The sequence below is a fragment of the Nocardia sp. NPDC051570 genome (assembly GCF_044454005.1).
GTDB lineage: Bacteria > Actinomycetota > Actinomycetes > Mycobacteriales > Mycobacteriaceae > Nocardia.
In genome coordinates this window covers 645,408-658,629 of the sequence record NZ_JBITDI010000002.1, presented here as the reverse complement: position 1 = coordinate 658,629, position 13,222 = coordinate 645,408, and the positions used below count along the sequence as shown (strand labels likewise).

The window sequence follows — 13,222 nt, the reverse complement described above, 5'->3', positions numbered from 1 at the left end:
GGGGAAACATCCTGCGGGAACAGCGAATCGGTCGTGATCCGTTGTGGCTGAACCGGCTTGGTGCGCACCCACGGCTGCATCACTCCCGGATCCAGGCTGCGGTGATACAACTCCACCTTCACTGGGACACGTTGATTCTGCTTCAACGACATCCCGTCGGTCCAGCCGTCCAAATCTAGATCCCTCCGTCCCTACTTGCGTGCCACCGATCGGCACCGAGAAGTGACTATGAGACTGCCGAAACGCGTTGCGCGACTGGTCAACACGTCTCGGCGTTCGTTGCCATTGGAGCACATACCGACCGGACGCGAAATCGGACTCGGTGACATGTGCACGACCAATCAACACCGCTCTAGGGGGCGCCTCATACCCGGCGACTCACCGCCGACAAGGTCACATCGGCCCACGAACCGATCCTGATGCCAGCATGTCGTGTCCATGCAGCACGACCGACGGGCCGTCACGCTGTGCTTTCAGCACCCCGGTGAGGATGCGGCCTTACTGATCGACACCTCACCTTGAATGATTCGAAAATACCTAGGCTGCAACCTATCTCGTCCAAAAGGCATCGAGAAAGCTATCCCCGACACGGTAGGGGTTGCGGTCGCTGCCGCTGTGAGCGACACGCAACCGCACACTGCATCCCCGGGAGGGCGGCCGGGCATCCCACTCTGAGACGGGTTCTGCGATCAACGGTGCGCCGATGCTCGCGGGCCGCCCGCTCATGCCGAACGCATGAAGGTGACCTTCACCCGCGTGTACTCGAGCAGACCGAGATAGCCGTATTCCACGCCCGCCCCCGACGAGCGCACGCCGCCGAAGGGCACGTTGTGGCGGAGTTCGCCGTGGGTGTTGACCCAGACTGTGCCGCAGTCGAGTTCGGCGGCCACCGCCGCTGCGGAATCGCGTGCGCCCCAGACGGATCCGCCGAGGCCGAAGCAGGTCGCATTGGCGCGTGTCACCGCGTCGTCGACATCGTCGTAGGGCATGATCGGCAGGACGGGGCCGAACTGCTCGAGCATCTCGAGCCTGCTGCCTGCGGCGAGATCGGTGACGATGGTCGGCGCGTAGAAATGGCCGGGCCGGTCGAGTCGGTATCCTCCTGTGGCCACGGTGGCGCCGCCTGCTACCGCCTCCTCGGCGAATCCGGCGACGTAGGCCAGATGGTGCTCGCTGACCAGTGGGCCGAGCTCGGTGTCCGGGTCGATGCCGTCGCCGACGGTGACCTTCTCGGCCTCATGGACAAGTGCCGCAACGACTTCCGGGTATACCGCGCGATGCGCGTAGACGCGTTTGACGGCGCTGCAGTACTGACCGCTGTTCTCGAATGCCGCCCAGAACAACCGATGCGCGATCTCGGCGATCGGCGCGTCCGCCAGGATGATCGCGGCATCGTTACCGCCGAGCTCGAGGGTCGGGCGCTGCAGCCGGCGCGCGGTCGCCTCGGCGATCGCGGTGCCGGTGGCCACCGAGCCGGTGAAGGAGATCTTGTCGACACCGCCGTGTTCGACGAGCAGTCGCCCCACCCGGCCCGCCCCGGTGACGACGTTCAGCACGCCCGGCGGCAGTGCGTCGCACAGCACCGCACCCATCAGCAGGCTCGACAGCGGGGTCTCCGGTGCGGGTTTGAGCACGACGGTATTGCCCGCCAGCAGCGCCGGTGCGATTTTGCAGACGGCGAGGATGAGGGGGAAGTTCCATGGCGTGATCGCCCCGACCACGCCGTAGGGTCTGCGCCGCAATCGAATTGCGGCGTGCTCATCGCCCAGATCCTCCTCGGCCAGCTCCAGCCCCGCGGTGTCGGAGAACCATCCGGCCGAAAGCTGCACCTCGGCAAGGGCTTTGGTCAGCGGCTTGCCCTGTTCGCGGGTGAGTAGCGCGCCGATCTCGGGCACCGCCGCGCCCAGCGCCTTCGCGCAGGCCTCCAGATAGCCGCGGCGCGCCTCGTGCGACAGCGCCGACCACGCCGGAAAGGCGCGCCGCGCCGCGGCCACCGCGGTGTCGAGCTGTTCGGGCGAGCAGGCGGGAGCCGTGGCGAATATCCGTCCGTCGGCGGGGTTTTCGACGGCCAGGCCCGCGGTCGTGGTGACGGGCAGCCCATCGATGGTCATGGATAGCGATGTCATATGCGGCTCCACCGATCTCTCGTGTCCTTGGTATCAAAGCGCCGTCCGCCCGTCCACGGTTCGTGACCGTCCGGCTATGGCCGTCTGTCCACCCTCGGTTGCGCGCCCGTCGGATACTTACCCGATTGTCGATTCCTGTCGATACTCGAGACTGCAAAAGATTTCCGATACGAATATCGTTCCTTGCGGTTTCGGGGCAGGAGAGGTCGTGCATGCCGTCATACTGGTCGGAGGTAGGGGATCGCGTCTGCTGCCCTTCACGAAGAACCGTCCGAAGCCGCTGATGAAGCTCGGTCGGTATTCCATTCTCGAGATCACGATCCGGCGGCTTCGCGCATGCGGTTTCGAGCGGGTGACATTGTGCACCGCGCATCTGGGCCATCTGATCCGCGACGAATTCGGTGACGGCACGGCACTGGGCCTGACGATCGATTACTGCACCGATGAACCACCCTCGGGGACCGCGGCGCCGCTGCTGCTCGTCGAGGACTGGGATTCGCCCGCGATCGTGATGAACGGCGATATCCTGACCGCCATCGATTTCGCTCATCTGCATCGCATGCACGAGCAGAGCGGAAGCGTGCTGTCGGTGGCCTTCCAGCGGCGGGAGGTGCCCGTGGATCTGGGGGTGCTCCAGGTCAGCGACGGACAGGTGCATGCGATGTGGGAGAAGCCGTCGCTGGCGATCGATGTGTGCTCGGGGATGTACGTGGTCGATCCGGCGGTGAAAAGCTGTATCCCCGAAGGCGTTCGGGTGGATATGCCCGACCTCATCGAATCCCTGCTGTGCCTGGGGAAACCGGTCCACGCGTATGGGTTTCGCGAAGAATGGCACGATATCGGCACGCCGACCACCTATCGGAAGGCCGAACGGGAATTCTTGGCCGATCCGGACCACTATCTCGCCCCGGACAACGGGACCCGGGCCGCGGCATTCGATACGGCCGATACCGAGATGGCGCCGTGGGCGACGGGGACGAACGGGCGGCCGCAACTGAGCATCTCGCTGGTCCGATGACGGCGCCGGATCCGGGTGACCTTGTCACGATCATAGGAAAATCGATGGGATATGTCCTGGCTCGGCCGCCGCTCGCCGCGACCGACGACTTCTTCGGCGCGGGCGGCGATTCGCATCGGGCGATGCAGGTCCTGTCCGAACTCGTCGACCGGTACGGCCCGCAGGATTCCGCGCGCGCGGAGCGCATGCACGAGGAACTCGTGCTGGCGATGTTCGACGACGGCACGCCCCATGCGCTGGCGGTCGTCATCGGGAGGTATTGAAATGGAACCGTTGATATTCGACTGTCTGCGCGGGCACGCCGGGGACCGTCCCGAGGCGATCGCGATGAGCGCCGGTGCGCCGACGGGCTGGGAATCGGTGACGTGGGCGCGGCTGTACGCCGAGGCGTCGGCGGTGGCCGGGCGGGCCCGCGGACTGCCCGCCGGGGACGGGCCCGTGGTACTCGTCGTGGACAACAGCATCGCCTGTGTCACAGTGCTTCTCGGGCTGGTGATCGCCTCGGTCGATATGCTGCTGGTCGAATCCGCCAACTCGTATCTGAGCGATGAACAGTCGGCGGTCTTCCGGGCCGCGCCCGCCTGTGTGATCGGACCGCCGGAATTCGCGGCCACCGCCTCGGTGCGCCTGACCTATCTGAGTTTCGCCGAACTCCTGACCGGCCCGTCGCGGCCCGTCGAGCGGGCCGGGAACACCTCGATGGTCCATCAGCTCACCTCGGGATCCACCGGTGAACAGCGGATCGTGCGGCACCGCGTGGACAACGTCGTGCGCGGTGGTGAGATCTATCGCGATATCCATGGACTGACCGAGGCCGACACCATTTTCGTGACCGTGCCGCTCGCGCATTCGTTCGGGCTCGTCGGCGGCCTGGCCGCCGCGCTCGTCTCCGGGGCTCGGCTGCTGACCCTGACCCGATTCAATCTGCGAGTCCTGTTGGCGGGCATCGGCGATGGCGCGACCGTCCTGCTGAGCACACCGCTCGGCTACGAACTCCTCGCCTCGGTGACCCGATCCGGGCAGCGCGGTAACGGACTGCGCCTCGCGTTGTCCTCGGGCGGTCCGCTGTCGGACCGGGTGGCGGCCAAGGCCGCGGGATGGCTCGGGGTCCGCGTCCATCAGATCTACGGCAGCACCGAAACGGGTCTGGTCGCCTGCACCTACGATCGCGCGCGGCCGTGGCCGGACGGGTCGGTGGGTCGGTTCGCGCCCGGTGTCGATTGGCGCGTCGTGCCCGACGAGGCGGCGGCCGAGGAGGGGGTGGGCCGGTTGCTCGTCCGCACCGCCACCATGTTCGACGGGTATCTGGACGCCGAGGCGCCCGGCCGGGTCGACAACCGGTACGACACCGGCGATCTGGTGCGCGTCGACGATCGGGGCGATCTGTTCGTCCGGGCGCGCAAGGACACCTTCGTCAATGTCGGTGGCCGGAAGGTCAATCCGCGGCGAGTCGAGCGGCTGATCGCCGAATACGCCGGGGTCGCCGAGATCTTCGTCTACGGCGCCGAATCCGAGGGCGATGAACAGGAGATCCACGCGGCCGTCGTGCTGACCGGTGCGGCCGGAGTGCCGGAGCTGCTCGGATTCTGCCGCACCCGGCTGATGCCGTACGAGGTTCCCCATCGCGTCCACGTTCTGTCCGAGCTGCCGAGGACCGCGCTCGGGAAGGTGTCGGTTCACCAACTCATCCAACGAATAGTGAGGCCATGACATGACCCAGCCCACGGACGACTATGTCGCGGTAGTCGGCCTCGGTTACGTCGGACTGCCGCTGGCCCTGTCGCTGGCGCGGTCCGGCCTGCGGGTGGTCGGCGTGGACGTCGATCCCGAGGTGCGCGCCGCGCTCGCGGCGGGCAATCCCCGGTTCATCGAGCCGGGCGTCGCCGAGCTGCTGAATTCCGTTCTCCCGGACCGGTTCACGGTGGCCGATCGGATACCGGATGTGCCGCCCACCGCGGTCGTCATCTGCGTCGGCACCGCGGTCGATGCGGCCACCCGGGCGCCCGATCTGGCCCACCTGGTATCGGCGACCACGCATATCGCGGCCCGGATGTCGCCGGAGACACTGGTCGTCGTCCGCAGCACCGTCCCCGTCGGCACCTGCCGGGGTACCTTGCTGCCGCTGCTGCGCGCCCACGTCGACGCCCCGATGCTCGCGATGTGTCCCGAGCGGATCATCCAGGGCCAGGCGCTGCGCGAGATCGAATCGCTGCCGCAGATCATCGGCGCACTCGACGACCGCTCACTCGAGCGCGCCCGGCGACTGCTGAAATCCGTTGCCGCCGAACAGGTGCCGGTCTCCTCGCTGGAGGCCGCGGAGATGGTGAAGCTGGTGTGCAATGCCCATACCGATCTCATCTACGGATTCGGTAACGAGGTTGCGCTGATGTCCGCGGCGCTGGGCATCGATGCCAACGAGGTCATCGCGAGCGCCAATCTGCGCTATCCGCGCCCGGATCTGTCCCGGCCCGGCTATGTCGGTGGCAGCTGTCTGGTCAAGGATCCGTATCTGCTCATCCACGCCGCCGAGACCGCGGGATACCGGCCGCCGATGGTCGCGGCCGCGCGCGCGGTCAACGAGCGCGTACCGGGCCACGTCCTGGATTCGGTGTTGAAAGCCCTTGCCGCCAACGGGCGTTCGCTGGACGAGGCCAAGATCTTCCTGTGCGGTATCGCCTACAAGGGGCGTCCGGAGACCGATGATGTGCGCGGTGCGGCCTCGGTGGAGATCGTGGCGGCCCTGCGCGATCGGGTGGCCGTGCTCGCCGGACACGATTTCGTGGTCGGCGAGGCGCGGATCGCGGAATTGGGTTGTGCGCCCATGAGTCTGGCCGACGGTGCGGCCGACGCCGACGCGTTGATCCTGCTCGTCGATCATCCGGGCTACGGTGAGCTGGACGCGGAATTCCTGCGCGCGCGGATGCGCACGCCCGCGATCGTCTTCGATATGTGGGGCGTGCTCGGCGGCGAACTGGCCGAGGCGAACGATATCGACTATCTGAGGTTGGGCCGTGGCTGAGCGCGTATTGATCACCGGCGGTGCGGGATTCGTCGGACTGCATCTGGCCCGTCGATTGGTGCGCGACGGCGCGGAAGTCGTCCTTCTGGACGACTTCTCGCGCGGACGCGCCGACGCCGATCTCGACGAGGTGCGCCGCCGGGCGGAGGTGATCGCCCACGATCTGACCACCCCGATCCCGGACGGATCGGTGCGCGGCGACTTCGATGCCGTCTATCACCTGGCGGCCGTCGTCGGAGTGCGGCGGTCGAACGAGAATCCGGGTCACGTGCTGCGCACGAATATGCTTGCCACACTGCATCTTCTGGACTGGTGCGCGGCCCGCTCGCCGGGGGCGCTGTTCCTCAGTTCCACCAGCGAGGTGGCCGACGGGGCCATGCGCACGGGCCTGTCGACGTTTCCGTCACCGGAGGGCGTGCCGTTCGTGCTGGCCGATCCCCGGGCGCCCCGCTCCTCCTACGCGCTGAGCAAGATCGTGTCGGAAACCCTATTCCTGCAACGTAGTAGCCAGTTCAGGATTCGCATCGGCCGCTATCACAACATCTACGGGCCGCGGATGGGCTACTCCCATGTGATTCCCGAATTCATCGAACGTGCGTTGTCCGGCGCCGACCCGTTCGCCATCCACGGCGACGCGCAGACCCGGGCGTTCTGTCATATCGACGATGCGGTGGAGGCCACGATCGGCCTCACCCGGCTCGGCACCGCCGATCCGGTCGTCGCGAATATCGGAAACGACAAGGAGGAGATCAAGATTCGCGATCTCGCCAACCGGGTGCTGGCATTGGCAGGGGTCCGGCCCGAGCTCGCGATATCCGATCCGCCCGCGGGGTCACCGGATCGCCGACTGCCCGAGCTGTCGGTGCTGCGCCGGACCCTCGGCTACGAGCCGAAGGTCGACCTGGACACCGGACTGCGCGCCACCTTCGACTGGTATGCGCGCCACCGGCGCACGGATGCGGATCGGGACGGGCGATGAGCGAGGTTCTGGTCACCTTCGGCTGCTATCCGTCGGCTCACGCGGGGGCCGAGCGGATGGCCTGGCGGACAAGCGAATACCTCGCCCGGCGCGGGTATGCGGTGTCTGTGCTCACCGACTCGGTGGCACCGCCGGATCTGGACGGCGGCCCGCTGCGGATCCTGCGATCCGATCGGGACCTCGCGCCGGACTGGCGGGCCGATATCGTGCACGCCTACGATCTCGCGAAGCCGGAGTATGTGGCGACCGCGCTCGAACTCGCCGAGCGCTGCGGCGCGCGCCTCGCGCTGACCCCGGCGACCGCGCCACAGCTGTGGCCCGATGCGGCACTCGGCCGCGCCGCCTGCCGCCGGGCCCGGGTCATCTACGTGCTGACCGCGTCCGAGGCGCGGGTGCTGTGCGAATTCGGCGCGGCGCCGGACCGGATCCGGCGGATTCCGCACGCCCCCGATCTGCGCGGTGACCCGGACCCCGTGCGATTGCGACGCCGGCTCGGGCTGCGCGGGCCCACCGTCGTCTTCGCCGGACGCCGGATCCCCTCGAAGGGCTACGGCGAACTGCTGCGCGCCGCACCGCTGATCTGGCGCGAGGTCCCGGATGCCGAATTCCTGTTCCTCGGCCCGAACGGCGACCCGGCGGCGGCGGAAGCGTTTCGCGCCCATGCCGATCCGCGGATCCACGACCTCGGCGTGGTGGACGAACAGACCAAATACGATGCGCTCGCGGCCGCCGATGTGCTGTGCCTGCCCAGTAGCGCCGATGTGTTCCCGCTGGTCTTCCTCGAGGCGTGGGCCTGCGGAAGGCCGGTCGTGAGCGGCGATTTCGCGGGTGCGGAGCAGGTCGTCGAGCACGGTGTCGACGGTCTGATCGTCACGCCCCGGCCCGCGGAGATCGCCAAGGCGCTCGTATACCTGCTGTCCGACAACGAGATTCGGCGCGCGATGGGCCGGGCCGGACAGGCACGGGTCCGGCAGGACTTCACCTGGGACAGCGTGGCCGCGGGCGTGGCGGCCGGTTACTGAAGTGGAGGCTTCGATGGCAGAGACGACGACGGTTCCCGAGTGGCGGGTGACCCTCGCGGACAACACGATCGGCGAGGAGGAGATCGAGGCGGTGACGGAGGTACTGCGCTCGCGCTGGCTGTCGCCGGGGCGCCGGACCCGCGCCTTCGAACTCGAATTCGCCGAGGCACTGGGCTGTTCGGACGCGGTGGCGGTGAGCAGCGGCACCGCGGCCCTGCACCTGGCCGTCCGCGCGCTCGGCATCGGGCCCGGCGACGAGGTGATCCTGCCCTCGCTCAGCTTCGTGGCCTCGGCCGCGATGGTGGTTCTGCACGGCGGCACACCGATATTCGCCGATATCCGGTCCGAGACCGATCCGACGATCGATCCGGCCGAGGTGCGCAGGCTGATCACCGGGCGGACGAAGGCGATCGTCGCGATGCACTACGGCGGCTATCCCGCCGATCTGGTCGCGCTCGCCGATCTCGCCGACGAATACGGCCTCGCGCTGATCGAGGACGCCGCCCACGCGCCGGTCGTGCGGGCCGCGGGCGCCATGCTCGGCACGGTCGGGGATATCGGCTGCTTCAGTTTCTTCGCGACCAAGAACATCACCACCGGCGAGGGCGGCATGGTGGTGGCGCGCGACCCCGCGATCCTCGACCGGATCCGGGCGGCCCGATCACATTGCCTCACCGCGTCCACCTGGGACCGATCACGCAGCGGCAGTGCGGAATACGATGTCACCGACGTCGGCCTGAACTACCGGCCCACCGAGATCGGCTCGGCCATCGGCCGGATCCAACTGGCGAAACTCACCCACGATCGCCGCTGCCGCCGCGCGCTCACCGCCGAATACCGGCGGCGGCTCGCCGCCATCCCCGGATTGGTCGTTCCGTTCGCGCACTACGACGGTGATTCGGCCCTGCACCTGATGGCGGTCCTGATTCCCGAAGGGCTCGATCGGGAGGAGCTGCGAACGCGGTTGCGGCGCTCGGGCATTCAGACCTCGGTGCACTATCGGCCGACCCACCAGTTCACCCTCTATCGCGAGAAGTTCGGCCCGGCGGGAGGGCTGCTGCCGGTCACCGAGGCCGTCGGCGACCGGCTGCTGACGCTGCCGCTGCATGCCCGGATGTCGCAGGAGGATGTGGCATTGGTGTCCGCCGGCCTGTCCGAGGCCGTCATTGGGCTATCGGGGAGGGCTGGGTCATGAGTTTCACCGTCCGCGACGGCCGACTGTTCCGCGACGAGCGGCCCTATCTCGCGCTGGGGGTCGACTACCACCCGTCCGAGGCGGGCTGCCGGATCTGGACCGACTGGGATCCGGCCGCGATCGACCGGGATTTCACCCGCATGGCCGAGGCGGGTCTGAATACGGTGCGGTTCTTCGTCTTCTGGCGCGACTTCGAACCCGAACCCGGATGTGTCGACAAGGATATGCTCGAACGCCTGCGCTACGTCGTCGACGCCGCGGCGCGGGCCGAACTCGCCTGTGTGGTCTCGCTGTTCACGATCTGGATGAACGGGCAGCGCCTGGATCTGCCGTGGCGGCGGGGCCGAAGCCTGTGGCGCGACGACGAGATGGTCGCGCTGGAGGAGGATTTCGCCCGGACCGTGGCCCGCGAGGTGGGGCGGTGCGAGAATCTGCTGGCCTTCGATCTCGGCGACGAGATCGGCTGCGTGGATCCGGTCGAGGCGGCGGCGTCGACCGCCGGCGAGGTGGCCACCTGGCAGCACCGCCTGGCCTGCGCGCTGCGGGAGGAGGCGCCGAATGTGCTTGTGCTGCAGGCGAACGACGCCTCGGGCGTGCTGGGGGCCTCCCCCTTCGGTGCGGATAACAGCGCGGCCCTGGATCTGATCGGAATCCACGGCTTCCCGGTGTGGGCGCCGGGGTCGATCGAATCGACGCTGTCGTACAAGGCGACCAACCTCACGCCGTTTCTGGTGAATTACGCGGCCGCATACGGTGTTCCGCTGGTGGATGAGCTCGGCAGCTACGGCGTCGACGACGCCACCGCGGCGGCGTATCTGCGGGCCTCGGCCGCCTCGGCGCTCGCCAACGGCGCGTCCGGAATCCTCGCCTGGTGCTGGCAGGACATCGCCTCGGATACCGAACCCTATCCGGACCGCCCGATGGAGCGATTCGCCGGACTGCATCGACTCGACGGATCGGCCAAGCCTGTGATGGATGAATACCGCGCAATCGTCGGGGCCGCAACCGAACTCGCGATCCATCGGCGGCGGCCGTCGGTCGCGGTATATCTGCCGCTACGCGTGCGCGCCGCGGGCGGATCCTATCTGGACAACGGGGTCGCGACGGTCGCGACCTTCTTCTCCTATCTGCTGCTCAAGCGCGCGCACCTCGACTTCGACATCGTGGCCGACGATCCGGCCGGATACGACCTCGTGCTGTGCCCCTCGGTCGGCCACCTCACGCTGCCGGATCTGCACAGGCTGCGGGCCGTCTGCGATCGCGGCGGCACCGTCTACTTCTCACTCGGCGACCATCTGCACGGATTTCCGGGGGAGACCCTGGTGGGTGCCCAGATTGTGGACTACGCGCCGCCGACCGAGGCGACCTCGGCATTCCGCTGGGATACCGACGAGTGGGCGATCGACTGGGCGGCGACCCGGACCCGCGCCACCACACTGCGGCCGACCACCGCGGAGGTACTCGGCCGCTATCTCGACGGTTCCCCATGCCTGCTGGCGCACCGGGTGGGTCAGGGCCGATTCCTGTTCACCAACGCACCGTTCGAGGGACAGCTGGATCGGCCGGGACGGCTGACCGCCGCGAGCTGGGAGCGTTTCTATCATCGGATCGCCGCCCTCGCCGGAATCGGTCCGGTGGCCGACTGCGCCGATCCGGATATGGAGATCCTGTCCGACGACGGCGAGGGCGATCGGCGCTTTCTGCTCGTCAATCACGGTGCGACACCGAGCGGTACGCAGATCAGCTGGGGCGGGGTGACCGTGAAGGTCGAGTTGACGACCAAGGATTGGACGGTCGTGCACGTGCGCACCGGGGCGGAGGACCGATGAAAGGCGTTGTCTACCAAGGGCCGTACCGCGTGGAGATCGATGCGGAACTGCCGATGCCGCGCGTGCGGGACGCCCGCGACGCCGTGGTCCGGGTGACCCGCACGGCGATCTGCGGCTCCGATCTGCATCCCTATCGCGGCGAGATGCCCGACTTCGCGCCGGGGACGGTGCTCGGACACGAATTCGCGGGCGTCGTCGCGGCGGTCGGCGCGGACGTGCCCTTCGCCGTGGGGGATCGGGTGTTCGCCTCGGATCTGGTGGCCTGCGGCCGATGTCCGGCCTGTGCCCGCGACTGGCACTATCACTGCGACAACGCCAGCCTCTTCGGCTATTCCACCATCGTCGGCCCGGCGGTGGCCGGTGGTCAGGCGGAGTACGTGCGCGTCCCGTTCGCCGATATCGTGCTGGCGCGGTCGCCGGAGGATCTGACCGATGAACAGGTGCTGTTCGCCGGGGACGTGCTCACCACCGGATACGCCGCGGCGGCCGATGCGGGTATCGGTTCCGGCGACACCGTCGGGGTGGTCGGCGCGGGACCGGTGGGAGTGCTTGCGGCACAGTGCGCCCAGGCGCTGGGGGCGGGCGCGGTGATCGTGTCCGATCCGGATCCGGCCCGGCGCGCGATGGCCGAATCGGTGGGGATTGCGGCGGTCGCGCCGGACGATTTCGGCCGCGCCCTGGACGCGGTATCCGACGGGTGGGGCGCCCGCGCGGTGCTCGAGGCCGTCGGCACCGATGCCGCGCTGCTGTGTGCGCTGCGCAGTGTCGGACCACGGGGCACGGTGGTCGCGGCGGGCGCGCACAGCGCGGCGGCCATGCCGTTCCCGAGCGGGCTCGCCTTCACCCGGGAACTCACCATTCGGTTCACCGTCGGCGATCCGATCCGGCATCGCGACCAGGCGTTGGGGCTGATTCGGTCCGGACTCGTCGATCCGGCGCGGATCATCTCGCATCGGCTGCCGCTGTCGCAGGCGCGGCGCGGTTATGAGTTGTTCGACCGCAGAGCGGCATTCAAGGTCGTTCTGCTGGCCGACGGCGATATCGGAAGCAATGGAAATACGCGAATCAGTGAGGGTGACGTGCGATGACGTGCCTGGAAGCCGTGGCGAGCTATCTGCCACCGGACAGCGTTCCCATCGATAAGGCCCTGGCCGGGCTCGATATCAGCGAATCACAGATCCGGCTGTTCCAGCGTTTCTACGGATTCGCCCGGATCAGGCGGGATCCGAAGGCCCGGCTGGCCGACCAAATGATCACGACCGCAACGGGTCTCGAGGCACTGCGCGGCCGGGAAAAGGATGTGCGCTATATCGTGCAGGCGCTCACCCTGCCCGTGGCCGCGCCCTATCCGAGCAATCCGGTGCACGAGGTGCGCACGGCGCTGGGCCTCGACCACGCCGTCACCTTCTGCCTGACCCAGCATGCCTGCGCGACCGGCCTGCTGGCGGTCGACGTCTGCGGCAAACTGCTTGCCGCGGACGGTGATCCGAACGCGCTGGCCCTGATCTTCACCGGGGAGAAGGCCTATACCGCCTATTCGCAGCAGTTCATCGTCGATACCGCCGTGATGGGCGAGGGGATGGCCGCGATCCTGGTGCGCCAGGGCGGTGATCGCGACGAGGTGATCTCGTATATGACCCGCACGCACGGGCAGTTCAATCAGGCGCCGTGGCTGACCTACGACCTCGCACGGGAATTCGACCGGATCTATCCCGAGGCCCTCGCCGAGGTGATGCTGGCCGCGGTGGCGCGGGCGGATCTCGACCTGTCCGATATCGCGCTGGTCCTGCCGCATCATGTCAATCACAATTCGTGGAAGCGGCTGTCCAAGCGGATCGGCCTGCCGATGGCGCGCATCTTCCTGGAGAACCTGCCGGTCATCGGGCACTGCTTCTGCGCGGATCCGTTCATCAACTTGTCCACCGTCACCGAGACCGGGCGGCTGCGCCGAGGCGACTACTACATGATGGTGTCGGTCGGGCTCGGTGCGACATTCTCCGCCATGGTTTTCCGGCACTGACGACAATCGCGGGA

11 protein-coding genes are annotated in these 13,222 nt (G+C 67.9%); 10 read left to right on the top strand and 1 reads right to left on the bottom strand.

The features are described 5' to 3' along the window. Positions 1 to 722 precede the first annotated feature (722 nt). Complete coding sequence (locus ACIA76_RS06705) at positions 723 to 2,126, bottom strand: aldehyde dehydrogenase family protein (RefSeq protein ID WP_397149252.1); 1,404 nt, start codon at positions 2,124 to 2,126, stop codon at positions 723 to 725. A gap of 208 nt (positions 2,127 to 2,334) precedes the next feature. Between ACIA76_RS06705 and ACIA76_RS06700 the strand changes: the two genes are divergently transcribed. From ACIA76_RS06700 to ACIA76_RS06655, 10 genes are read left to right on the top strand one after another with little or no spacing between them, the layout of a single operon-like run. Beyond that, positions 2,335 to 3,144, top strand: a complete 810-nt coding sequence (locus tag ACIA76_RS06700; protein ID WP_397149250.1) for a sugar phosphate nucleotidyltransferase — start codon at positions 2,335 to 2,337, stop codon at positions 3,142 to 3,144. Positions 3,145 to 3,188: 44 nt separating this feature from the next. Further along, complete coding sequence (locus ACIA76_RS06695; RefSeq protein WP_397149248.1) at positions 3,189 to 3,407, top strand: phosphopantetheine-binding protein; 219 nt, start codon at positions 3,189 to 3,191, stop codon at positions 3,405 to 3,407. A gap of 1 nt (position 3,408) precedes the next feature. After that, the gene (locus ACIA76_RS06690; RefSeq protein WP_397149246.1) at positions 3,409 to 4,854 is read left to right on the top strand and encodes a class I adenylate-forming enzyme family protein; all 1,446 of its coding nucleotides are present in this window, start codon (positions 3,409 to 3,411) and stop codon (positions 4,852 to 4,854) included. 1 nt (position 4,855) lies between these two features. After that, positions 4,856 to 6,163, top strand: a complete 1,308-nt coding sequence (locus ACIA76_RS06685) for a nucleotide sugar dehydrogenase (RefSeq protein ID WP_397149244.1) — start codon at positions 4,856 to 4,858, stop codon at positions 6,161 to 6,163. Then, positions 6,156 to 7,142 (top strand): NAD-dependent epimerase/dehydratase family protein, encoded by a 987-nt coding sequence (locus ACIA76_RS06680; RefSeq protein ID WP_397149242.1) that lies wholly within the window; start codon positions 6,156 to 6,158, stop codon positions 7,140 to 7,142. The genes ACIA76_RS06685 and ACIA76_RS06680 overlap by 8 nt, the downstream gene beginning before the upstream one ends. Next, positions 7,139 to 8,164, top strand: coding sequence for a glycosyltransferase family 4 protein (locus ACIA76_RS06675; protein ID WP_397149240.1), 1,026 nt, complete (start codon positions 7,139 to 7,141; stop codon positions 8,162 to 8,164). Before ACIA76_RS06680 ends, ACIA76_RS06675 begins: the two co-directional genes overlap by 4 nt. Before the next feature lie 13 nt (positions 8,165 to 8,177). Beyond that, the gene (locus ACIA76_RS06670) at positions 8,178 to 9,359 is read left to right on the top strand and encodes a DegT/DnrJ/EryC1/StrS family aminotransferase (protein ID WP_397149238.1); all 1,182 of its coding nucleotides are present in this window, start codon (positions 8,178 to 8,180) and stop codon (positions 9,357 to 9,359) included. Continuing rightward, complete coding sequence (locus ACIA76_RS06665) at positions 9,356 to 11,188, top strand: cellulase family glycosylhydrolase (protein WP_397149236.1); 1,833 nt, start codon at positions 9,356 to 9,358, stop codon at positions 11,186 to 11,188. The genes ACIA76_RS06670 and ACIA76_RS06665 overlap by 4 nt, the downstream gene beginning before the upstream one ends. Next, entirely contained in the window at positions 11,185 to 12,276 is a 1,092-nt protein-coding gene (locus tag ACIA76_RS06660; RefSeq protein ID WP_397149234.1) for an alcohol dehydrogenase catalytic domain-containing protein, read from the top strand. Before ACIA76_RS06665 ends, ACIA76_RS06660 begins: the two co-directional genes overlap by 4 nt. Then, the gene (locus ACIA76_RS06655; RefSeq protein WP_397149231.1) at positions 12,273 to 13,208 is read left to right on the top strand and encodes a 3-oxoacyl-[acyl-carrier-protein] synthase III C-terminal domain-containing protein; all 936 of its coding nucleotides are present in this window, start codon (positions 12,273 to 12,275) and stop codon (positions 13,206 to 13,208) included. Before ACIA76_RS06660 ends, ACIA76_RS06655 begins: the two co-directional genes overlap by 4 nt. Positions 13,209 to 13,222: the final 14 nt, after the last annotated feature.